The organism is Phytohabitans sp. LJ34 (assembly GCF_052068095.1).
In the GTDB taxonomy this organism is placed as follows: domain Bacteria; phylum Actinomycetota; class Actinomycetes; order Mycobacteriales; family Micromonosporaceae; genus Phytohabitans.
In genome coordinates this window covers 1-22,480 of sequence record NZ_JBQHDG010000029.1, presented here as the reverse complement: position 1 = coordinate 22,480, position 22,480 = coordinate 1, and the positions used below count along the sequence as shown (strand labels likewise).

15 protein-coding genes and 1 pseudogene are annotated in these 22,480 nt (G+C 67.7%); 13 read left to right on the top strand and 3 right to left on the bottom strand.

What is annotated here, in order from left to right; genetic code table 11:
• Positions 1–124 precede the first annotated feature (124 nt).
• From ACTMTJ_RS38760 to ACTMTJ_RS38750, 3 genes are all read left to right on the top strand, one after another.
• Positions 125–1,501 carry a cellulase family glycosylhydrolase gene (locus tag ACTMTJ_RS38760; protein WP_441223731.1) on the top strand — a complete coding sequence of 459 codons (1,377 nt, stop codon included), beginning with the start codon at positions 125–127 and terminating at the stop codon, positions 1,499–1,501.
• A 16-nt stretch (positions 1,502–1,517) separates the two neighbouring features.
• On the top strand, positions 1,518–3,248 hold the full coding sequence (locus tag ACTMTJ_RS38755) for a right-handed parallel beta-helix repeat-containing protein (protein WP_441223730.1): 1,731 nt from the start codon (positions 1,518–1,520) through the stop codon (positions 3,246–3,248).
• A gap of 107 nt (positions 3,249–3,355) precedes the next feature.
• Positions 3,356–4,390, top strand: a complete 1,035-nt coding sequence (locus tag ACTMTJ_RS38750) for a PaaX family transcriptional regulator (RefSeq protein WP_441223729.1) — start codon at positions 3,356–3,358, stop codon at positions 4,388–4,390.
• 95 nt (positions 4,391–4,485) lie between these two features.
• On the opposite strand, the gene ACTMTJ_RS38745 is transcribed toward ACTMTJ_RS38750, so the two are convergent.
• On the bottom strand, positions 4,486–6,405 hold the full coding sequence (locus ACTMTJ_RS38745; protein WP_441223728.1) for a glycosyl hydrolase 53 family protein: 1,920 nt from the start codon (positions 6,403–6,405) through the stop codon (positions 4,486–4,488).
• Between the two features lie 216 nt (positions 6,406–6,621).
• Between ACTMTJ_RS38745 and ACTMTJ_RS38740 the strand changes: the two genes are divergently transcribed.
• Positions 6,622–8,781, top strand: a complete 2,160-nt coding sequence (locus ACTMTJ_RS38740) for a carbohydrate-binding protein (protein ID WP_441223727.1) — start codon at positions 6,622–6,624, stop codon at positions 8,779–8,781.
• Between the two features lie 254 nt (positions 8,782–9,035).
• On the opposite strand, the gene ACTMTJ_RS38735 is transcribed toward ACTMTJ_RS38740, so the two are convergent.
• Complete coding sequence (locus ACTMTJ_RS38735) at positions 9,036–11,027, bottom strand: beta-galactosidase (protein ID WP_441223726.1); 1,992 nt, start codon at positions 11,025–11,027, stop codon at positions 9,036–9,038.
• Positions 11,028–11,188: 161 nt separating this feature from the next.
• Between ACTMTJ_RS38735 and ACTMTJ_RS38730 the strand changes: the two genes are divergently transcribed.
• The 8 genes and pseudogenes from ACTMTJ_RS38730 to ACTMTJ_RS38695 all read left to right on the top strand — a co-directional run bounded on the left by ACTMTJ_RS38730 (position 11,189) and on the right by ACTMTJ_RS38695 (position 21,062).
• A complete protein-coding gene (locus tag ACTMTJ_RS38730) occupies positions 11,189–12,544 on the top strand; it encodes an extracellular solute-binding protein (protein ID WP_441223725.1) in 1,356 nt (451 codons plus the stop codon).
• Between the two features lie 8 nt (positions 12,545–12,552).
• The gene (locus ACTMTJ_RS38725; protein ID WP_441223724.1) at positions 12,553–13,500 is read left to right on the top strand and encodes a carbohydrate ABC transporter permease; all 948 of its coding nucleotides are present in this window, start codon (positions 12,553–12,555) and stop codon (positions 13,498–13,500) included.
• A complete protein-coding gene (locus ACTMTJ_RS38720) occupies positions 13,497–14,390 on the top strand; it encodes a carbohydrate ABC transporter permease (RefSeq protein ID WP_441223723.1) in 894 nt (297 codons plus the stop codon). Before ACTMTJ_RS38725 ends, ACTMTJ_RS38720 begins: the two co-directional genes overlap by 4 nt.
• Positions 14,391–14,736: 346 nt before the next feature.
• Entirely contained in the window at positions 14,737–15,981 is a 1,245-nt protein-coding gene (locus ACTMTJ_RS38715) for a cellulose binding domain-containing protein (protein ID WP_441223722.1), read from the top strand.
• A 182-nt stretch (positions 15,982–16,163) separates the two neighbouring features.
• A complete protein-coding gene (locus tag ACTMTJ_RS38710; RefSeq protein WP_441223721.1) occupies positions 16,164–18,434 on the top strand; it encodes a carbohydrate-binding protein in 2,271 nt (756 codons plus the stop codon).
• Positions 18,435–18,524: 90 nt separating this feature from the next.
• Positions 18,525–18,935 (top strand): annotated as a pseudogene (locus ACTMTJ_RS38705) (CBM35 domain-containing protein); the annotation flags it as partial.
• A gap of 42 nt (positions 18,936–18,977) precedes the next feature.
• Positions 18,978–20,024: a glycoside hydrolase family 53 protein gene (locus ACTMTJ_RS38700; RefSeq protein ID WP_441223822.1), complete on the top strand. Its 1,047-nt coding sequence runs from the start codon at positions 18,978–18,980 to the stop codon at positions 20,022–20,024.
• A gap of 132 nt (positions 20,025–20,156) precedes the next feature.
• Positions 20,157–21,062, top strand: coding sequence for a non-reducing end alpha-L-arabinofuranosidase family hydrolase (locus tag ACTMTJ_RS38695; protein ID WP_441223821.1), 906 nt, complete (start codon positions 20,157–20,159; stop codon positions 21,060–21,062).
• Positions 21,063–21,120: 58 nt separating this feature from the next.
• Here ACTMTJ_RS38695 and ACTMTJ_RS38690 read toward each other — a convergent pair whose 3' ends face one another.
• Entirely contained in the window at positions 21,121–21,711 is a 591-nt protein-coding gene (locus ACTMTJ_RS38690) for a TetR/AcrR family transcriptional regulator (protein WP_441223720.1), read from the bottom strand.
• Between the two features lie 51 nt (positions 21,712–21,762).
• Between ACTMTJ_RS38690 and ACTMTJ_RS38685 the strand changes: the two genes are divergently transcribed.
• The gene (locus ACTMTJ_RS38685; protein ID WP_441223719.1) at positions 21,763–22,107 is read left to right on the top strand and encodes a DoxX family protein; all 345 of its coding nucleotides are present in this window, start codon (positions 21,763–21,765) and stop codon (positions 22,105–22,107) included.
• Positions 22,108–22,480: the final 373 nt, after the last annotated feature.

The window sequence follows — 22,480 nt, the reverse complement described above, 5'->3', positions numbered from 1 at the left end:
ACTCATCAGCACAACATCCATGAGATAGGGCAACGTCATGCCACCCAGCCGTACCGACAGTCCCTCACCGGCTCGCCCCCGTTCCCGCCGCCGCGTTCTGGCTAGCGTTCTGAGCGCACTGGCCGTGTTGCCGGCCGCCGTCGTCGTTGCCAGCGCCTCACCGGCAAGCGCGGACACCAGCCAGTTCCGGGGCGTGAACTGGGCCGTGCCGGGCGACAACTTCAAGAAGGTCCCCCTCGTCCTCGACGGGCTGAGCCAATCGGACAGCTACGCGACCGTCCGGGCCAAGGCGGACGCCGTCTACAGCGGGTTCGCGAGCCAACTCGGCGTCAACACCGTCCGGTTGCCGGTCAACACCCACACCGTCAGTTCGTCGTGGTGGAACGCCTATCGGGGGACCATCGACGCCGCGACCGCCAAAGGATTCAAAGTCATCCTCGCGTACTGGGAGGACGGAGCGGCGTCCGCCGGCAGGATCACCAACACGGCCGCCTTCAACTCGATGTGGAACACCGTGACTACCCAGTATGGCCCCAACAGCCTGGTCTATTTCGAGCCGATGAACGAACCCCACGGCTACAGCGCCTCCGAGTGGACCAACCTCGCCGTCTCGTGGATCAACGCTCGCCCGTCGATCCCGAAAAGCCGGATCCTCGTCGGCGGCACCGGCTACAGCCAGGACATCAGGCCGGTCTGCGCCGACAGCCGCCTCAACGGCACGCTGCTGTCGTACCACCACTACGCGTTCTTCTATGGGACGAAGGACTACGCCGGATGGGTCCAGAGCTTCCGGGAGCGGCTGGGCAACTGCGCCTCGCGTGCGATCCTGACCGAGTTCGGTGCGCCGATGGATACCGGCCTCAACTACAACAACGCGAACAGCACCGACAACTTCGTCCGGTACCTCCGCGCGGACACCGACTCCCTGCGGGAACTCCGCATGGGTGCGGTCTACTGGCCCGCGCTCGGCGGCAAGATCACCGCCGGCCAGAACTACGACTGGTACTCCATGTTCGCGCTCCACGGCAGCGGCACCAACCTGAGCGTGAGCATCCGCAACTCCACCGGCGCCGATCGCCTCAAGCACGGCTGGGGCTCCGACGGTCCGACGACACCTCGGCACGAGGCGGAGAGTGCCCCGGCAGTGTGTACGGGCTCCATCGACTCGAACTGGTCGGGTTACTCGGGCACCGGGTTCTGTAACGGTGACAACACGACGGGGGCGTTCGCTCAGTTCACGATCGAAGCGTCAAGTGCGGGTACGGCCACGTTAGGGATCCGGTTCGCCAACGGCACGACCGGAGCGCGGCCGGCGGACCTGGTCGTGAACGGGTCGATGGCGCAGGGCGTGTCGTTCGACAGTACGGGGTCCTGGACCGGCTGGACCACGAAGACCGTAATGGTGCCGGTGCAGGCGGGCAGCAACACGATCCGGCTGAATCCGACCACTGCCAACGGCCTGCCGAACCTCGACTACCTGGACCTGTTCCTCAACGTCTGACCGTCTGGAGTGGATGATGAGACGCGCAGGTGCACTGATCGCGGCACTCACGATAGGGCCTTTCGCGGTCGTCGCGGTCTCGGCGACGGTCAGCACGGCCGCGGCCGTGCAGACCTATTACGTAGCCCCGAACGGCAGTGACAGCGCGGCAGGCTCGCAGGCTGCCCCGTGGGCGTCCATCGCCCGTGCGCAGACCGCCGCCCAAGCGGGCGACACGGTTTATTTCCGGGGCGGCACCTACGCGTACACCCGCGCCAACAGCGCCTGCGCGAGCCAGACAGCCAGAGTGGACGCGATCAGCCTGAACAAGAGCGGCAGCTCCGGCAACCCGATCCGCTACTGGGCGTACCCGGGCGAGAAGCCGATCTTCAACTTCTCACGCATGACGGACAACTGCCGGATCAAGGGCTTCAACGTCACCGGCAGTTGGATCCACCTCAAAGGGCTGGAAGTCACCGGCGTGCCGCAGAACAACAACCTGAACGCCGAGTCCTGGGGGCTCTGGATCTCGGGCAGCAACAACATCTTCGAGCAGATCAACACCCACCACCACATGGGAACCGGCCTGTTCGTCAACGGTGGAGGCGGCAACCTCGTCCTCAACACGGATTCACACGACAACTACGACCCGCGCAGCAGCGACGGACCCGGCGAAAACGCCGACGGGTTCGGCTCGCACTACACACCGGCAGGCCGTCCGGCGAACGTGTTCCGCGGATCGCGCGCCTGGTGGAACGCCGACGACGGCTACGACCTCATCTCCACCTACTCGCCCGTAACGATCGAGCACTCGTGGGCCTGGCGCAACGGGTACGTGCCGGGGACGTCGACGCCGTCGGGCAACGGCGCCGGGTTCAAGGTCGGAGGCTTCGGCGCCGAGTACGACGCCGGCGCGGTCAAGCACACCGTCCGCTTCTCGGTGGCGTTCCTCAACAAGGCGGCCGGCTTCTATTCCAACCACCACCCGGTGGCCAACGACTACTTCAACAACACCAGCTACGGAAACCACCCCGACTTCAACATGCTCGGCATCAACTCGAGCGGCGGCGCGGTCGGCCGGGGCAACCTGCGCAACAACGTCGCCTACACCGGCACGCTCACCTCGAACATGAGCGGTACCAGCTCCGCCTACAACTCCTGGGATCTGGGCATCACCCTGTCGGATGCCCAGTTCCAGAGTGTGTCGACGTCCGGCTGGGACGCGCCCCGCCAGGCCGACGGCAGCCTGCCCGTGCTGCCCCACCTCCGCCTCGCGGCGAACAGCACTCTCATCGACAAGGGCACCAACGTCGGCATGCGGTACACCGGGGCGGCACCGGACCTTGGCGCCTTCGAATCCGGTGACACACCGCCACCGTCGACGCGGTACGAGGCGGAGACCCCGCCGGCGGTGTGCCAAGGCACGATCGATGCCAATCAAGCCGGCTATTCCGGCAGCGGCTTCTGCAACGGCAACGCCGCGGTCGGCGCCTACGCCCAGTTCACGGTGAACGCGTCCGCGGCCGGCACGGCGACGCTGGGAATCCGGTTCGCCAACGGCGCCAGCGGCGGTGCCGCGCGACCGGCGAACGTCATCGTCAACGGGACCACGGTCGGGACGGTCTCGTTCGAAACCACAGGCGCGTGGACGGCATGGGTCACCAAGACCGCAACCGTCTCGCTTGGCGCCGGCAGCAACACCATCCGGCTGGAGCCGACCACGTCAGCCGGACTGCCCAACCTCGACTACCTCGACACCACCGGTTGAAAGGCCACGGCGGCCTGAGCTTCGACATGTTGCTGGACGAAGCCTGTGGAGTCCTCGGTCCGAACTGATCGATCGTTAATGGCGCGCCCCCGGTGCCGGCACCCAGCATGGACCGCAGCACCCGTTACAGTCGGTGCAACGTTGCAACCCACCGGCATCGGGAGCGCGCAGTGGTACGCCCGTTTGATATCGAGGAGGTCTTTCCCGAGGTCGCCGCTGGATCGCCGCGGCGGCGGCGCCGACAGTCGGGCAGCTCGGCCCAGGGCGTGGCGGTTACGCTCATCGCTGACTACACCGTGCGTACCCGGGCCTGGTTGCCTTCGGCGGCGATCGTGGCGTTGCTGGGTGAGTTCGGGGTTACCAGTGGCGCCGCCCGCACGGCCATCAGCAGGCTGGCCCGTCGGGGGATCCTGGAGGGCAGCCGGCAGGGGCGTCACAGCTCGTACCGCCTGACCGAGGACGCCGCCAGCGATCTAGCGAAAGGCGGCACCGCCATCGGCGCTGTCGGCGCGGACGCCGAATCCTGGGACGGTTCGTGGACGGTCGTGGTCTTCTCCATGCCGGAGCAGGAGAGCACGCGACGGCGTGCACTACGGGATCACTTGCGTTGGAACGGTTACGCCCCGTTGTACGACGGGGTATGGATCTCGCCGGATCCGTTGCCGCCGGCAGGGCGAGCGGAATTGGCGGCTGCGGCGCGCGGCTCTTTGACGGTGTTTCGCGCGCAGCATCTGGAGCTGCGAGCGGAGGCTGACCGCAGTCCGGTTGAGGCCTGGGACCTGCCGGGCATCGCGAAAGAGTACGACACGTTCATCGATCGGTGGAGCCCGCTGCTCCCGCGGATAGCTGCCGGCGAGGTGACCGGTGCGGCAGCGGTCCGGACCCGCACCGAGGTGATGGATGTCTACCGACGCTTTCCGGTGCTCGACCCGATGCTGCCGGTTGCCCTCATGCCGCCTGACTGGCCACGCAGACGTGCCCGGGCAGTGTTCGTCGCGATCTACGACGGGCTGCTCGAACCGGCGCAGGACCACATCCGCGCGGTGGTTGCCCGTGTCGCGGACGGGCCCTGGCCCGACATCCAGGCACACACGGTCGCGCACATGGCCGCCGGGGTTCGCCACGGCTCGGCCCGCCGCTGACGCGGACCCGGGAAATCTCCCCGGCCAGCAGAGTGGGCCGCCGCGCCCAGTGACGCGGCGGCCCGATCGTTTACAGTCCGTTACAGAGTCGGGTGTCAGGAAAGCGCCCCGGGACGCTCGACGACGTCGATGACCGCCGTTACGGCACCGAACCTGGTCATACCGGTGACGAGCACCTCACCTGGTGCGTCGGTCGCGCCGGCCGGCAGCGCCTGCCATCGGACGGGGACGGTGGTGACGGTATCCCGCGCGGTGGTGAGTACGCGGATTGCGGTGGGCAGCGCCGGAACCTCGCCGATCCTGGTGGCGGTGTAGACGGTGTCTTCCCGGATGTGCTTGGCCCGGCTGGCGTTGAACACGTTGATGGACGCGTGTGGCTCCCAGGTATTGGGCAGCTCGGGCACGGCCCGGAACATCGTCTGCCATCCCGCCGGTTCCCAGACCAGCACTGCGCTGCCCTGGTTGTTGACCACGTCGTTGGCGGCCTGGAAGACCCGCTGGATCGCGTCCGCCTGGCCTTGGATGGTGCGCGGGAAGGGCGAGTTGGGCAGCGGTGAGCCGTCCCCGCCGGAGGCGGGGTAGGAGGTCTCGGCGACGTCGATCTCGTAGTCGGGGTAGGTGGTCGCCATCGTGTGCAGGTTGAGGTCCAGCGCCTCGGGTGTGCCGTGCCACTCCGGGTAGTAGGAGATGGCCAGCACGTCGGGGTTTTGGCCCTTTGCCTTGACCCGGGTGAGGAACTGGTGCCAGAACTCCATGGTCTTGGGGAGCCGGTTCCTGTCGACGATCACGTGGATTTCGACCTTGGATTTCGGGGACGCGTCACGGACGGCCTCGATCCCGGATGCGGCCAGGGTGGTGAACCGGTCCCACGCTTGGTCGTACAGCTGCTGTTCGGCCGGGTCGGTCGATCCCCAGTACCGCCACAGCAGGCCACCGCCGGGCTCGGACTGGTAGATGTCGGCCTCGTTGGTGAAGTACGGCGGGTTGGTGGTGCCGATGAGGGCCGCCTCGCTGCCGTACATGAAGCCGTTGATGATCTCGTTACCGACGGCGACCTTCTCCGGTCTGGTGCCCTGCCGGATCAGCCGGCGCAGGTAGTCGGCGGTGAAGTCGTACACAGCCTCGGTGAGCTCGTCGAATTCCAGTTCGGCCCAGGCGCGGGGTTTGGGTTGCTTGCTCGGGTCCGCCCAGGAGTCCGCGTAGTGGAAGTCGATGCCGAGGCCCATGTCTCGTTCCTTGATCCATTGGGCTGACTCCAGGGACCGCTCCGGGCCCTGGCGTGGGATCGGCGTTAGTTGGCCGGTGGTCTCGTCTCTTGGCTCGTTGAAGATCCGCAGCCGGGCGTACTCCATGCCTCGATCCTTGGCCACGTCGAGCAGGTGGGGCCCGGCCCCCCGGTTGGCGGCCAAGGGGTCGACCCAGTACTGCCGGGTCTGGAAGTCGTCCACCCAGGACAGGTCGGCACCGAGGGTGAGGTCGCTGCGTAGATAGTTGAAGACCTGGAGCTCGCTGACGCCGACCTTGGCGTGCCGGGACGCGCCGGTGATCGTGAGCCGCACGAAGCGCGTATCCGGCCGGGTGAACAGGTGCACCGCCCCCCGCGAGACGGTTCGGTTGCGGGAATGGTCGGCGATCGTCTGCCACCGGCGAGCGTCGGACGAGGCATCGACGACGTACCGGTACACCGCGCCACGGTCCGGGAAGACCACCCTGACCTTGCGCAGGTTGTCGTAGGCGCCGCCAAGGTCGACCGTCAGCCGCTGGTGGGCGCCGGGGCTGTCCGCATACCACGACGTCGCCGGGTCGCCGTCGGTGGCCAGGCGAGCGGTGGACGCGCCGCTGCTGGCCGTCGCCGAGGCCCAGAACTTGGCGGCGATGTTGCTTTCGATGGGCTTGATGTCAGCGGTGCCGAAGACGGCGTGCGCCGGGGTGGGCGCCGCAAGCATCCCCGCGCTCACCAGCGCCGCGAGTGCGGTCACCGCCACGGCTGTGCGAGCGGGGTTCCTGACCCCCATACCTTCTCCTAACCCGTGCGGGCTCTGGCTTCAGAACCATGCTGCACGTCGAGGCCTATCGATTGACAAGTGTGCGTCCGACCGTAACACTTCTTGAAACATTTGTGTGGGAGCGCTCACAGAACCCGCGTCGACTCCCTCGCTCGCCGTGTCCACGTCGTAGCGCACTACGCGCGGCGACCGGCACACAGAGCGACGACAGTGAAAGGCAGCGTCATGATCCGTTCCACCCGCAAGACACTGAAACGGGCGGGCCTAGCCGCCGCCGCGGCACTGCTGTTCGTGTCGGTGGCGGCTGGCGGTGGCTTCGCCGCGGCGGCGACCACGACCAGCGGCGAGGCGGTCTTGGCAGAGCAGGCGGGGGGCCTGGGGAGTCTGGTCGCGGACTACAAAACCCGCTCCGCGAGCAGGTACACCGGCGACTCCTGGGCGCCCTTCGCCAAGGCGTTGGAGACCGCAACCGATGTCGCCGCTGACGCGTCGGCGACCGCGCCGGAAGTCGCCGCCGCGAAGACGGCGCTCATGAGCGCAGCCGGCGAGTTGGAGGCGGCCGACGAGGGCACCTTCCAGACCATCACGAACAACACCTTCTGGAACGACACCAGCGGCAGCCCCATCTATTCGCAAGGCGGGGGCGTCTTCAAGTTCGGCGACACCTACTACTGGTACGGCGTGCACTACCTGGGCGCTGAGAGCTACCGGGCCAACCCGACCCAGAAGTACGACAACCAGGTCTCCTTCGTCTCGATCCCCGTGTACTCCTCGAGGGATCTGGTGAACTGGAAGTTCGAGAACCGTGTCGCGACGCGCTCGACCCCGATCAACAACGGCGCCACCCTTGGTCAGGCAGGGTGGGTTGGGCGGCTCGGCGTCTCGTACAACGAGAACACCGGCAAGTACGTGCTCGCCACCCAGGCCTATGTCGGAGGCGGGCACGGGGTTCTGTTCCTACAGGGCGACTCGCCCACCGACACCTTCGACTACGCCTACTTCCAGACCCAGATCACCAACTCGCCGACGACGGGCACCGGGGACCAGACCGTGTTCACCGATGACGACGGCAAGGACTACCTGATCTTCTCCAACCGCGAAGGACGTTCTCGCGCGTTTGTCAGCAAGTTCAGGGAGTCCGACTCGCTGCGGCTCGAGCCGGGAGCGCAGATCGGCCAAAACTCTTCTGGGCGTGAGGGCAACGCCATGTTCAAGCTCGACGGAAAGTACTACCACGCGGCCTCGGACCTGCACGGCTGGAACACTTCAGTCAACTACGTGATCGAGTCGAGCAGCGTGCAGAGCGGTTACTCGGGTGAGTACGTCCTCGCCGGCACTGAGATGGACTACAGCCACGTGACCCAGACCGGGTTCTTCGTGACGGTCAAGGGCACCAAGCAGAACACGGTGATCTACGCCGGTGACCGGTGGGCGGACTTCGCGTGGAACGGTATCGGCTACAACCAGTGGGTGCCGATCACCAGGACCGGCGCGCGGCCCCAGTTCCACTCGATGACCCAGTGGCAGTTCAACGTCACGACCGGGGAGTGGCGGGTCGGTCCGGCGAACAACTACATCCTGAACCCGAACATTCAGGCCGACCGCATCGTCGTCTCCCAGGTGCGGGGCTGGACCAACACCGGCGGGGGCGTGACCAACGTCAGCCCTGGCGCGAACGGCAGCCGCTTCGCGCTCCAGCTCGGCTCCGGATCGGCCGGCGTCCGGCAACAGATCACCGTGCCGGCCGGCACCTACAAGCTGTCCACGTACGCCAAAACCGCTGGCTCGGTCAGCGGCGCACAGTTGTCGGTCACCGACGCCACCGGCGCCACGCGCACGCTGAGCATCCCGTCATCCAGCGGCTGGACCCGGCGCGACTCCGCGGAGTTCCAGCTGGCCGCTGGCGCCGCCACCGTCAACGTCCGAACCAGCGGCGGAACCCTCACCGTCGACGACCTCGCACTGGTCAAGACGTCCGGCGACGACCCGCCGCCGGTGGGGCAGCGGTATGAGGCGGAGACCGCGCCAGCGGTGTGTCAGGGCACGATCGATTCCAATCATGCTGGCTTCACTGGCACCGGATTCTGCAACGCCAGCAACGCCGTAGGCTCGTACGCGCAGTTCACCGCGAACGCGGCGGCGGCCGGTACCACGACGCTGGGAGTGCGGTTCGCCAACGGTGGCAGCGCGGCGCGGACGGCGAATCTGATCGTCAACGGTTCGACCGTCGCGACCGTCTCGTTCGAGAACACCGGCGGGTGGACGACATGGTCCACGAAGAGCCTGACCGTCTCGCTCAACGCCGGCAGCAACACCATCCAGCTGAGTCCAACCGTTGCCGACGGACTGCCGAACATCGACCACCTCAACGTCGGCTCCGCCTGACCTACCCCTGGTAAGGCCGGCGCGTCCGCGGCACCGCTGATCCGGGCTAGCGGTGCCGCGGATGCGCTGGCAACTCTTTGGCAGCCGGATCACGGGGGCTGGCTAGCGGGAACCGGCCGCAACGGCACCAACCGCGAAACCACCATCGACCGCATGGAGTTCAACACCCGACGGCACCATCCGGCCGATCCTGCCCACCCTTTAGGAGTTGTCCTCATCGGGCCCCGCGCGCGTTCTGCGCGCGGGTCCCGAGCTCACGAAGTAGTGCGCAGGACGCGGACGTCTCCCGCGGGTACCGGTAGCGTCCCGTGGCACGGGGCGCCGGTGATGAGCTCCTTGCCGGAGGCGGCCAGCTCCGCGTCGCGGTCGCTGTGGTTGATGGCGATGAGATAGCTCGCGGAGTCGCCGACCCGGCGGACCAGCTCCAGGCCGTCCGGCAGCCCGGCGTGGGGGACCAGCCCGGCCTCGGTCAGCACGGCGTCGAGATCGCGGCCGTTCAGGCGGGTGGAGACATACCAGGCGGTGCCTTCGCCGCAGCGGTGCCGGGTGATGGCGGGTTCGCCGGCGGCCGGGCCGTCCAGGTACCGCCGCACCGATTCGGCCCCGGCGAGGACCAGCCGCTCGGTCCAGACATCCGCGGTCAGGTCACCGTCCAGCCGCACGCGGGAACCGGCCCGCAACGGCAGGAACTCCTCGACAGACAGGCCGAGCAGGTCGCGCAGAGCGCCCGGATAGCCGCCGGGGTGCACGGTATCGGTCTCGTCGACGATGCCGGAGAAGTAGGAAACGACCAGCGTCCCGCCGTCCCGGACGTAGGCGGCCAGATTGGCGGCCGCGGCCGACGACATCAGGTACAGGCTGGGCACCAGCACCATCGGGTACCTGGACAGGTCGCCTTCGGGATGGACGAAGTCGACGGTGCGGTGGGCCCGCCAGGCGCGGTCGTAGTAGGCGGACAGCCGGTCTAGGTAGCCGAGGTCGACCGAGGGGCGCCACTCCAGCTCGAGCGCCCACCACGCCTCCCAGTCCCAGACGACGGCGAGATCGGGGACGACCCTGGTGCCGACCAACTCGTCCATGTTGGACAGATCCGCCCCCAGCCGCGCGACGTCGCGCCACATCCGGCTGCTGGTGCCGGCGTGCGGCAGCATGGCGGAGTGGAACTTCTCCGCGCCGAAGCGGGAGGCGCGCCATTGGAAGAAGAGCGCGGAGTCGGCGCCGCGGGCGATGTGGGCGAAGCTGTTGCGGCGCATCTCGCCGGGGGCCTTGGCGATGTTGCGGGGCTGCCAGTTGACCGCGCCGGTGGAGTGCTCCATGAGCAGCCAGGGCCGGCCGCCGGCCAGCGACCGCGTGAGGTCGGCGGCCATGGCGAGCTCGATGTGGTTGTCGGTCCGCTCGGCTTGCAGGTAGTGGTCGTTGGAGATGACGTCCACCTCGGCCGCCCACCGCCAGTAGTCCATCCACTTGCAGTTGGGCGCCATGAAGTTGGTCGTCACAGGTACGCCTGGCGCGAGCCGGTGCAGCACGTCGCGCTCGTCGCGGAAGCACGCCAGGTACTCGTCGGAGGAGAAACGAAGGAAGTCGAGCTGCTGGGTCGGGTTGACACCAGGCGGCGCGAGCCGAGGCGGGTCGATCTCGGTCCAGTCACCGTACCGCTGGCCCCAGAAGCTGGTGCCCCACGCCGCGTTGAGCTCATCGAGCGTGCCGTAACGCAGGCGCAGCCACTCACGAAACGCTGATGCCGAGGCCTCGCAGTAGCAGGCCGAGTTGGCCCAACCGTACTCGTTGTGCGCGTGCCACAGCGCCAGGGCGGGGTGGTCGCCGTAGCGGCGGGCCAGTTGTGCGGTGATTCCGGCGGCCGCCTTCCGGTAAGCCGGTGAGCTGGGGCAGAACGCGTGCCGGGCGCCGCCGCCGAGTACGTGCCCTTCCCGGGTGACCTGGCGGGCCTGCGGGTGGCGCTGGAAGAACCACGCGGGCGGCGCGGCCGTAGGGGTGGCGAGGTTGACCGCGATGCCGGCGTCGTGCAGCATCGCGATGACCCGGTCCAGCCAGCCGAAGTCGTAATCGCCGGGGGCGGGCTCCAGCAGCGCCCACGCGAAGATCCCAACGCTCACCTGGTTGACGCCCGCCTCGCGCATGAGCCGCACGTCCTCGTGCCAGACCGCCTCGGGCCACTGCTCGGGGGTGTAGTCGCCGCCGTACCCGATTTTCCCGAGGCGGGGCAGGGCCCGCGTGCCGCCGTTCATAGGCCTCCAGATTGTGAGCGCCCACAGAGATGTCCGTCATCATGACACAACACTCAACAGTTACGAGACCGGCAGGTGTGGGTCTTGACACACCCGGCAGGTGGGGCGAACACTGTGAGCGCTCACAAGTGATTTCCGCCGGGTTAACGGAGGAGAGCTCCATGCTCGATAGAGACATCAGCCGGCGCCGCTTCCTCACCGGTTCGGCGCTCGCCGCGGGCGGCGCCTTCGGTGTGCCGCTGCTCGGCGCGTGTGACGCCAGCTCGGGCCGTGATTCGTCCGGTGACGGCAAGACCGTGACGCTCACCGTCATGTACAAGAACAACGAGCTGACCAAAGAGCACATCGCCGACTTCGAGGCGAAGCACCCTGGCATCAAGATCAGCTTCATCGAGTTCGACGAGACGCGGCTCAACGCGATGCTGGCGTCCAACGAGCCACCGGACTTCGTCCGCGCGCCGGCGGTGGGCAGCGCCGCCAACAACGCCCAGGGCTTGACCACCGCGCTCGACCCGTACCTGGACAAGAGCACGGTGCTCACAAAAGACAGCCTGATGGCGGTCAACGAGAGCTTCCGCTGGGACGGCACGCGCACCGGCCAGGGTCCGTACTACGGCATCACCAAGGACTGGAGCCAGGACGCCACGCTCTGGTACAACCGGGCGCTATTCGAGCAGGCCAAGATCCCGCCGCTGAGCACCACCGAGCCCATCTCGTACGACGAGCTGCTGGAGATCGCGAAGAAGCTGACCAAGAAGAGCGGCGGCAAGACCCAGGTCTACGGCCTCGGCGTGGAGTGGGCGTGGGGACTGTCCTCACCGATCTTCATGATGATCCTCCAGCAGGGCGGCCAGGTTTACAACGCCGACCTGACCGAGACCGACATGACCACGCCGGAGGCCAGGCGGGCCATCCAGTGGTACGTCGACTTCGGGCAGGCGGGCGTCGGGCCGACCACCCTCGACCCGGCCCCGGACGGCGCCGACCTGTCGCTGTTCTTGGCCAAGCGGATGGCGATCACCCAGGACGGCTACTGGTACGGCGGCAACTTCGTCAAGGAGTCCGAGGAGGTCAAGAACAGCGTGGCGATGGCGCCGGCGCCGGTGATGGGCGACAAGCGGATCAGTCCCACGTACGTCGGTTGGGGCGCCATGATCCCGGCCAAGGCCGGGAACAAGGACGAGGCCTGGAAGCTCATGGAGTACTTCATGGCCGGGCCACCGTCGGAGGAGCGGGCCAAGAGTGGCTGGGGCTTGCCGAGCCTGAAATCGCAGCTGTCGCTGCTGCCGCAGGAGCTGCCATACCAGAAGCAGGCCTACCAGACCACGCAGGCCGAGCTGGAGTACGCCGGGCAACTGCCGGACTCGCCATACATAACGGGGGGCGGCTGGTTGCCCGTGCTCGACAAGCACATCACCCGCGCCATCAAGAAGGAGATCACCGTCGACGCCGCCTGCAAGGCGATCACCGACGAGATCAACAAACTGCTCAAGCTGGGCAAGGACCAGATCAGATAGTGGTCGCCATGGAAGCGGAGAGGGCGGGACGCGGGCGGCAGCGCCGCTGGTCGCGGTACCCCAGCCGGACCTTCTACCTGTTCGTCTCGCCCTGGGTCCTCGGTTTCGCGCTGCTCACCGCGTTGCCGCTCGGGTACGCGCTGCTGGTCAGCTTCACCAACTTCAACGGCCGCAACAGCCGGTGGCGTTGGGTCGGCCTGCGCAACTACACCGAGCTGGTACGCGACGCCGACGTCATCTCCAGCATGGTCCGCACGCTGGCGTACACGGCGATCACGGTGCCGCTGATGGTGGCCGGCGGGCTGGGCCTGGCCGTGCTGCTCAACCGGCGGCTGAAGGCGGTCGGCCTGTTCCGGACGATTTTCTTCCTGCCCTCGGTGGTGCCGGTGGTCGCCATGGCGATCATGTGGAAGCTGATCTTCAACCGGGACGCCGGCATCCTCAACGCGATACTCGAGAAGGTCAGCGTGGGGCCGACCGCCTGGTTGGTCGACCCGTACGCGTTCTACGCGCTGATCATCCTCACCCTGTGGGGACTGGGCGGCGGCATGGTCATCATGCTCGCCGCTCTCCAGGGTGTGCCGGTCGAGCTGGAGGAGGCGGCGGTCGTCGACGGCGCCAGCCGCTGGCACGTGTTTCGCCACGTCACCGTGCCGATGATCTCGCCGGTCATCTTCTTCCAGGTGGTCACCGGCATCATCGCGTCATTCCAGATCATCATCCAGCCGCTGCTGCTCGCCGAGGCCAACCAGGTCGGCTCGGTGGCCCTGGTGCCGCAGAGCACCCACCTGTACATGGTGCAGGTCTACGAGGAGTTCTTTCTCAACAACCGCTACGGCTACGGCTCCGCCATGCTTTGGGTGTTCTTCGTGGTCATCCTGGCTATCACCCTCGTGGTGCTGCGGTCCAGCCGGCTGTGGGTGCACTACCAGGTGGACAGCGAGGCCGAACGATGACGATGGTCCGTGACCCCGCACGCCCGGCGATCAAGCCGGCCTCGTCGACGCCGGCGCGGCGACCCCGGCGCAGGGCCAACGCGGCGGGTACCTACCTGCTGCTGATGACGCTGGCGGTGCTGTTCGCCGGGCCGTTCGCCTGGCTGGTGCTCGCCGCGTTGAAGACCAAGACGGAGTGGGTCGCGATCCCGGCGAAGATCCTGCCGGAGACTCCGCAGTGGGGAAACTTCACGCAGGCGCTCACCGAGATCAACTTTACGGCGTACCTCGGGAACTCGCTCTTCCTGTCGTTCCTGTACGCGGTGCTGGTGACGTTCTCCAGCGCGGCCGTCGGCTTCGGTTTCGCGCGGCTGCGCGGGCGGGGCAAGCGTCCGCTGTTCGTGGTGCTGCTCTCCACCATGATGCTGCCGCAGATCCTCACCCTGATCCCCACCTATGTGCTGTTCGCCCGGGTCGGGCTGGTCAACACGTACTGGCCGTGGGTGCTGTGGGGCCTGGCCGCCTCGCCCTACCTTGTCTTCCTGTTCCGCCAGTTCTTCGCCGCCATCCCCGCCGAGCTGGAGGACGCGGCCATCATCGACGGCTGCGGATACGGCCGGATCTTCGTACAGATCTTCCTGCCGCTGTCCCGACCCGTGCTGGTGACCTCGTTCCTGCTCTCGTTCACCTGGATCTGGGGCGACTACATCGCCCCCGCCCTCTTCCTCGACCCCGACCACACCACGCTGTCCGTGGCCATCTCGGCGTTCTACCGCGACCCGCACGGCAACCCCGACACCACGCTCCAGGCGGCCGCCGCCACGCTCTACGTGGTACCCGTCCTGGTCATCTTCCTGTTCGCGCAGCGCTACTTCATCCGCGGCGTCCTCGGCTCCGGTGTGAAGGGATAACTCACGACGCGCCGATACCGGTCGACGTCTTCGTCGCCCGGGGGTCGACCACGCCCAGTGACGTCGTTCGGGCAGGTCGACGGCCGCGATCGGCCTTCCGTCAGCTGGCAATGGGCGCTGACATCCGTCGATTGACAAGTAGCTGTCCGACAGTGACACTCTTTGATATATCTGAATGGGAGCGCTCACAGCGCGTTCTGGCAGGGCACCAGGACGAGGGCGCGTTGAGCGGTTGGGCCGTTTTCCGTGCCAGCTGTTGGTGTGCCTTTGATCTGCTGCGTGCGGCGGATGGAGGGGCGGGGTCGGCTGAGGTATCTGTAAATCCCACGAAGGAGTCATTGTGTTGATGCGACGACGGACGTTTCTGAAGGCGGGTGCTGGGGGTGTGGTGGCGGTGGGAGGCGCGGCCGTGCTGGGTAGCTGGCAGGCGAACGCCTCGGCTGCCGCCCTGGATACCGCGCCGGTCACACCGTTCGCGGTGGGCGTGCGCCGGTACGACTGGACGCGGGGCAGCCGCCCGTGCACGACCTACGTCTACTACCCGGCCACCGGCACCCCCGGCGGCAACCCGGTCACCAACGCGCCGGTCGCGGCGGGGGTGTTTCCGGTTTACAACTTCACCCACGGCTATGGCAGCAGCCCGCAGAACTCGCTGTTCGTCATCCGGGCGTTGGCGGCGGCGGGGTTCGTCGTGCCGGCCCCGCACTTCCAGCACAACTTCGGTGATGTCAACAACGGCAACACCTCCAAAGATGTCTCAGAGATCCTGACCCGGACGTTGGCGTTGAATGGGAGTGGGCCGCTGGCCGGGCACATCAACACCGGTATCGGTGTGGGTGTGTCGGGTCACTCGCTGGGCGGTATGACCACCCACGGCCTGCTGACCTCCTGGCCGGACAGCCGGATCGTCTCCGCCAACCCACAGTCCTGTGTGGACATGGGCAACCCCGCCAGCTCGGTCTCGGCCAAGGTCCTGTTCGTCCACGGCGACCGGGACTCGACCACGCAGTATTCCTCGGCTCGGCAGGCGTACACCGAGATGCCGGCGCCGAAGGCGTTCCTGACCTTCGTCGGCGGCAGTCACACCAGTTTCTGGAGTGACAGCCGTTTCCCGGCCACGGTCGTGGACTGGGCACGTTGGAGCATGTACGGCGACACCGCCGCCCGGGACCGCCTCCCATCGGACGCGGCCGGCTCCAACACCCGATGGGAAGCCAACCTGGGCACGCCACCGACCTCAGCACCGGCGACCACGGCACCCCCGACGACACCGCCCCCGACGACCTCGGCACCCGGCGGGGCGGTCAGCGCCACCTACCGGACCGTCAACAGCTGGCAGGGCGGCTACCAGGCCGAGGTGACCGTGGCGGCGGGCAGCTCACCGATCAGCGGCTGGACCGTCCAGTGGAGCCTCGCCAGCGGCCAGAGCATCAGCCAGCTCTGGAACGGCACGTTGAACGCCAGCGGCTCGGCGGTAACGGTTCGCAACACCTCGTACAACGGATCGCTGGCCGCCAACGCCTCGACCACCTTCGGGTTCGTCGGCACGGGCTCGCCGTCGACTCCCTCGTTGACCGCGACCACGCCGTAGCAAGGAACCGCGCCAACGCAGCCTCGGCGCCGCCGGCGCAAGCCGCGGCCGTCCGTCAACGGCGCGGACGTCGGGATCGACGACGTTCGGCTTCATCGGCGGCGGCGGGACGCCGGCCACCCCGACACCCACCCGCACCAGCCCGTGATGGGCATCGCCATCATCTCACTCTGGAGATCATCATGTTTTCACGCAGACAGCGCGTCGCGTTGCTGTCCGCCGGCGCGGCGATAGCGGTGGCGGGCGCAGGGGTGCTCACCGCCGCGGTGGCTTCCGCGGCGGCGACCCGCTACGAGGCGGAAACCGCACCCTCCACATGCGACGGTGTCATCGAGTCCAACCACACCGGCTACTCCGGCAGTGGATTCTGCAACGCCAACAACGCGGTCGGCGCGGCGGCGCAGTTCACGGTGACCGCATCCGCCGCCGGGGAGGCCACCGTAGCGGTGCGGTACGCCAACGGCACGACCAGCAACCGTCCGGCGGACGTGGTGGTCAACGGCGCGGTCGCGCAGTCGGGTGCCGCGTTCAACGGCACCGGCGCGTGGACGACCTGGGCCACCACGACGCTGACCGTATCGGTGAACGCCGGCAGCAATACGATCCGGCTCAGCCCGACCACGGCCAACGGCCTCGCCAACATCGACTACGTCGACTTCGAGGTCGGTGGCACGCCACCCACGTCGCCACCGCCCAGTTCGCCGGCGCCCGGATCGGGCAAGCAGATGGAGGACCTCAACCGCGGGCTGGTCAGCGTCCGCTCCGGCAGCGGCAACCTGGTCTCCTGGCGACTGCTCGGCACCGAGGCCGCGAACACCGGCTTCAACGTGTACCGCGGTTCGACGAAGGTGAACTCGTCGCCGATCACCAACTCCACCAACTACCTCGACTCCGGCGCGGCGGCGGACGCGTCGTACACGGTCCGCGCGGTCGTGGACGGCGTCGAGCAGGCGGCGTCGGAGGCGTCGCTGCGGTTCGCCGGCGGCAACTACCTCGACGTGCCGATCTCCCGTCCGGGCAGCAGCTACACCGCCGGTGACGCGAGCGTCGGTGACGCGGACGGCGACGGCCAGTACGAGATCTTCCTCAAGTGGGACCCTTCCAACCAGAAGGATCCTGCTCAGGATGGGGTCACCAGCAACGTCTACATCGACGCGTACCGGCTCAACGGCACCCGGCTGTGGCGCATCGACATGGGTCCCAACATCCGAGCCGGGGCGCACTACACCCAGTTCCAGGTGTACGACTACGACGGCGACGGCCGGGCCGAGATGGCGGTGCGGACCTCCGACGGGACCCGCTCCGGGACCGGTCAGGTGATCGGTAACGCCAGCGCCGTGCACCGCAACTCGACCGGGCATGTCAACGCCGGACCGGAGTTCTTGACGATGTTCGACGGGCTCACCGGTGCGGTGCGCTCGACGGTGACCTTCGAACCGGTCCGGGGCAACATCGCCGACTGGGGCGACACCAAGGGCAACCGCGGTAACCGGTTCCTGGCCGGGACCGCCTACCTCGACGGTCAGCGTCCCACTGTCATCATGAGCCGCGGCGTCTACGAGAGGACCGCGATCGCGGCCTACGACTTCCGCAACGGTCAACTGTCACTGCGGTGGAAGTTCGACTCCCGCACCGCCGGTAGCCAGTGGGCCGGCAAGGGGGCGCACTCGCTGTCGATCGCCGACGTCGACCGCAACGGCACCGACGAGATCGTCTTCGGTGCTATGGTCATCAACTCCAACGGCACCGGCCGCCACTCCACCAGCTTCTACGGCCACGGTGACGCGCTGCACGTCAGTGACTTCGTGCCCAGCCGGACCGGCCAGGAAATCTGGATGATCCACGAGGCGGCCCAAAGCCCGGCGGCGACCCTGCGGGATGCGAACACCGGCGCGGTCATCATGCAGAAGAACAACACCTGCAACTGTGAGGGCCCGGCCCGTGGTGTGGCCGGTGACATCCACGCCGGCAACGCCGGCGGCGAATTCTGGGGCAGCGGGACCGGACTTGGCAACCTGTTCAACGCCTCCGGTGGCTCGGTGGGTCGCAACCCGAGCAGCAACAACTTCCTCGCCTGGTGGGACGGCGACCCGGTACGGGAACTGCTCAACGGCAACTACGTCGACAAGTACGGCACCGGCGGCGACACCCGCCTCATGACCGGTTCCGGCGCCCACTCCATCAACGGCACCAAATCCACTCCGTCGCTGTCGGGTGACCTGTTCGGCGACTGGCGCGAAGAGATCATCCTTCCGCGTGACGACAACAACGCACTGCGCATCTACTCCACCCCCACCCAGACCGACCGGCGCATCTACACCCTGTTGCACGACGCCCAGTACCGCGTCGCGATCGCCTGGCAGAACACCACCTACAACCAGCCGCCGCACCCGAGCTTCTTCCTCGGCAACGGCATGACCAACCCGCCACAACCGAACATCCACGTCCGCTGACTCCTTTTAGGGCGCGCCGGCCGCTGGGCCGGCGCGCCCCAAGGGGTCCCCTAGAACGGATCCAGCCATGGGCACAGCTCGGAATCATCGATGAAGTGGTTTTCGAAGGCTTCGGCAATCATGGTGGCGGCGACGACTCTGTCCGGCATCGCCGCCATCGTCGCGATCCCCGCGCATGCCGCGACAACTCGGTACGAGGCGGAGTCCGCACCCGCCACGTGCGGCGGCTCTGTCGCCTCCAACCATTCCGGCTTCTCCGGTAGCGGTTTCTGTGACACGACCAACGCCGCCGGTGCCGCCGTCCAGTTCACCGCGAACGTGCCGGCCGCGGGCACCGCGAGGCTGGACATCCGGTACGCCAACGGCAGCACCGCGAACCGGCCGGCGGACGTCAGCGTCAACGGGACGGTGGTGCAGTCCGGCTTCGGGTTCGAGGTCACCGGCGCTTGGACCAGCTGGGCGACCAGGAGCATCACCGTCCAGCTGAACGCGGGCAGCAACACCGTGCGGCTCGCCGCGACGACCGCCGGCGGGCTCGGCAATATCGATTACCTTGACGTCGTGACCGATGACACCGGAGGCAGCCCGATCATGCAGGGCGCGGACGTCTCCACCCTGCGGCGCGCCGCCGACCTGGGCGCCAGGTTCTCCTACGCCGACGGCACCCAGGGTGACCCGCTGGACATCCTCAAGAGCGTCGGCGTCAACTACGTGCGGCTGCGGATCTGGAACAACCCGCGCAGCGGCTACAACAACAAGGACAAGGTCCTACAGTACGCCCGGACGGTGAAGGCCAAGGGCCTGAAGCTGATGGTCGACTTCCACTACTCGGACACCTGGGCCGACCCTGGCAAGCAGTTCAAGCCGGCCGCCTGGGCCAGCCACGGGATCAGCCAGCTGCCGACCGACGTCTACAACTACACCTACGACGTGTGCAACAGCCTGAAGGCGCAGGGCACCACGCCGGACAGCGTGCAGATCGGCAACGAAATCAACACCGGCATGCTCTGGGAAGACGGCCGCGTGGTCAACAACAACTTCACCAACCTCGGGTTGTTGCTGAAGGCGGGTTACAACGCCACCAAGGCGTGCAACAGCGGCACCCAGGTGATCATCCACACCGCCCGGGTGGAAAGCGGTGCCCGCTGGTTCTACGACGGCATCCGCTCCCAGGGCGTCCAATGGGACATCACCGCCCTGTCGTACTACTGCATGTGGCACGGCAGCTTGTCCAATATGGCCAGTGTCGTCTCCGACATGCGCTCCCGGTACGGCAAGCCGGTCATCATCGCCGAGACCGCCTACCCGTACACGACCGCAAATGCCGACGGCACCGCCAACGTCGTGACCAGCGGCTGCTCCGGCTACGCGGTTTCACAGACGGGGCAGCAGGCCAACTTCGCCGCGGTACAGAACACCGCCCGCAACGCCGGCGCCATCGGCGTCTTCTACTGGGAGCCCACCTGGTACGCCGTGCCCGGCAACGGCTGGAATCCGGCCGACATCAACAACTCCGGCAACGAGTGGGACAACATGGCCGTCTTCGACCGGAACGGTCGCCTCAACCCCAACATCCGGTGGCTCCCCTGACGACGTGACTGGGGACGGCCTTACCCGCGGCGCCGAGCGCCTCCGGCGCGACCTGCTCGCGCTCGGCGCCATGACCTCTTCGCTACACCGATGCCTTTGTGAACGAGTCCTCATGAGTCGGTTGCTGAGGCTATCGGTCATACCGGTGGTGGCGGTGCTGGCCGCCGCCGGTGTGGCGCTCGCACCGAGCGCGCACGCGCAGGCGACGCGGTACGAGCGTGGAGCGCGCCGACGCGGTTTTACTCGAGCACGCCGCAGATCGTGCTGGACAACATGGGCAGCGGCCAGTGGCTGGACTTCTGGATCATCTGCGACACCGTGAACTGCCACATGTACTCCTCCGACGACAACGGGCAGCTGTACCGCGCACAGACCACGGTGGCGACCTTCCCGAACGGCTTCTCCACCCCGATCATCGCCATGCAGGACACCAACAAGTTCTGGCTGTTCGAGGGCGCCAACGTGTACCGACTGGGCGCCGCGAACGAGTACCTGCTGCTGGTCGAGGCCATCGGCGAAGGGCGCCGGATGTTCCGATCCTGGAAGGCACCCAGCGCCTCCGGACCCTGGACCCCGCTGGCCGACACGAAGGAAAACCCGTTCGCCCGCCACAACAACGTCACCCACACCGGCACCGACTGGACCAACGACTACAGCGACGGGGAAATGATCCGCAGCGGCATCGATCAGAACATTGTGGAACGGGCACTGGTGGCTGGCGGAGCAGAGACCGACAGCCAACGCCCTGACAAGATCCAGCACACTCTCTCATGCTGCGAAGCCCGCCGAGCAGCGGTGTTGCGGACGCGCTCGGTCGCCGATTTCTGCAAGATCGTATGCGCGGGATCTGCCGCCGATCGGGTGTCACGGTTCGTGGCGCGGCACCGCTCAGCGCGCGTCGGGAGGGCCCCGCCGGCCCGTGCCGCGAGATGGTGTGAGGTGGGTGTGGCGGCGGGTTCACGCCGCGCGTCGCGGTGGAAAGCGACGACTAGGCGACCGCGCAGGGCTTCGTGGCCGCCGGCCTCGGCGTCGCACTGATGCCCGCGACAGGGCTGGGCAACCGCCACCCGCAGCCTTGCCGCCCCGGTCGCCGCGTTCACTCCTCCGACGGCATGACGCGGCGCAGGCGCGCCTGAGCGCGGGCCATCCGCTCCCCCTCGATCGCGAGGCCGGGATCGAGGAGCGCCTGGAAGAGCAGGCCGTCGAAGAGGGCCAGTGCCAGCCCGCCCGCATCCCGGCCGACCGGGTCCGGCCCGAGACCGAGCACCCGGGCGACCTCTTGCCGGCTACGCCGGAAGCCCTCCGCCAGCAGCGCCTGGATCCGCTCGTCGTGCAGCGCCTTGGCCATCGCCGCGAGGAAGGTGCGGGCCAGCCCCTCGTGCTCCCGCCGGGTCTCCTCGACCACCGCCGTCGCCGCGCGAAGGCGCTCGACCGCCGACCCGGGGTTCTCCACAGGCACCACCCCGTCCAGGCGCCGCCCGATCTCGGCCAGCCACCGGTCGAGCCCCGCGACGACCGCCTCGGTGACGAGCTCGTCCTTCGACCCGAAGTGGTAGGTGATCGAGGCGAGGTTGGCGCCTGACTCGTCCGCGATCGCCCGCGCGGTGACCCGCTCCGGCGGGAGGCGCTCCAGGCAGCGGAGCGTCCCCTCGATCAGCTGGGCGCGGTTGCTGCGCTGCGGGCTCATGGGGTTAAATTGTACAAGCGTATAGATTCGTGCTCCCGGAAGGACACGCCCATGTCCGTCGCCACGGCCGCGGTCTCCCTGCTGCTCGCCGCCCTGCTGGTGTTCACGGCGCTCCGCAAGCTGAGCCACCGCCCCGAGGTCGTCGCGACGTACACGCGGGTGGGCGTTCCGGAAGAAAGGCTGAACCTACTCGCCGCGCTGCTTCTGGCCGGTGCGGCCGCACTGGTCGCCGGCCTGTGGTGGCGCCCCGTGGGCATCGCGTCCGCGGCGGCGCTGGTGGCCTATTTCGTGCTCGCGATCGGGGCCCACGTGCGCGCCCGCGACGCCGCCAACGCTTACATGCCGGCCGTCTACCTCCTGCTGGTGCTGGTCACGCTCGTCCTGTTCACGGTCTAGCGGTGGGCCGGCCGGAAAGATCTCGGGCAGTTGCCCGTGACTGTTGGGGCTGTCAGTGAGGATTCGAAGCCGTCGTGGCGGGTTGAGCATCGCTACCGGGCGGTGATGGATGCGTTGTCCGGGCAGGCGGTGACCGCGGTGGCGGCCAGGTACGGACGTCGCGGCGGACGATCTACTCCTGGGTTGAGCGGTACCGCGACGCAAACGGGTTCCACACCCCGGTCAACCAGCGCCTACGAACCCGAACCGCCCACGACCAGGAAGGCCCGAGGGCACCTCACCGCCCCCGTGCCATCCCGCAGGACCGCGGTCTTCCGCGGTCCGGACTACGGTCGAGCGCATGATTCCCGACATCCACATCGTGTTCGACTGC

Bases quoted from the DNA above. Each gene is read 5' to 3' on its own strand.
- ACTMTJ_RS38685 (WP_441223719.1), top strand. From the start codon at position 21,763: ATGTCCGTCGCCACGGCCGCGGTCTCCCTGCTGCTCGCCGCCCTGCTG.
- ACTMTJ_RS38755 (WP_441223730.1), top strand. From the start codon at position 1,518: ATGAGACGCGCAGGTGCACTGATCGCGGCACTCACGATAGGGCCTTTC.
- ACTMTJ_RS38735 (WP_441223726.1), bottom strand. From the start codon at position 11,027: ATGAACGGCGGCACGCGGGCCCTGCCCCGCCTCGGGAAAATCGGGTAC.
- ACTMTJ_RS38740 (WP_441223727.1), top strand. From the start codon at position 6,622: ATGATCCGTTCCACCCGCAAGACACTGAAACGGGCGGGCCTAGCCGCC.
- ACTMTJ_RS38710 (WP_441223721.1), top strand. From the start codon at position 16,164: ATGTTTTCACGCAGACAGCGCGTCGCGTTGCTGTCCGCCGGCGCGGCG.
- ACTMTJ_RS38745 (WP_441223728.1), bottom strand. From the start codon at position 6,405: ATGGGGGTCAGGAACCCCGCTCGCACAGCCGTGGCGGTGACCGCACTC.
- ACTMTJ_RS38715 (WP_441223722.1), top strand. From the start codon at position 14,737: ATGCGACGACGGACGTTTCTGAAGGCGGGTGCTGGGGGTGTGGTGGCG.
- ACTMTJ_RS38690 (WP_441223720.1), bottom strand. From the start codon at position 21,711: ATGAGCCCGCAGCGCAGCAACCGCGCCCAGCTGATCGAGGGGACGCTC.
- ACTMTJ_RS38725 (WP_441223724.1), top strand. From the start codon at position 12,553: ATGGAAGCGGAGAGGGCGGGACGCGGGCGGCAGCGCCGCTGGTCGCGG.
- ACTMTJ_RS38750 (WP_441223729.1), top strand. From the start codon at position 3,356: ATGGACCGCAGCACCCGTTACAGTCGGTGCAACGTTGCAACCCACCGG.
- ACTMTJ_RS38730 (WP_441223725.1), top strand. From the start codon at position 11,189: ATGCTCGATAGAGACATCAGCCGGCGCCGCTTCCTCACCGGTTCGGCG.
- ACTMTJ_RS38720 (WP_441223723.1), top strand. From the start codon at position 13,497: ATGACGATGGTCCGTGACCCCGCACGCCCGGCGATCAAGCCGGCCTCG.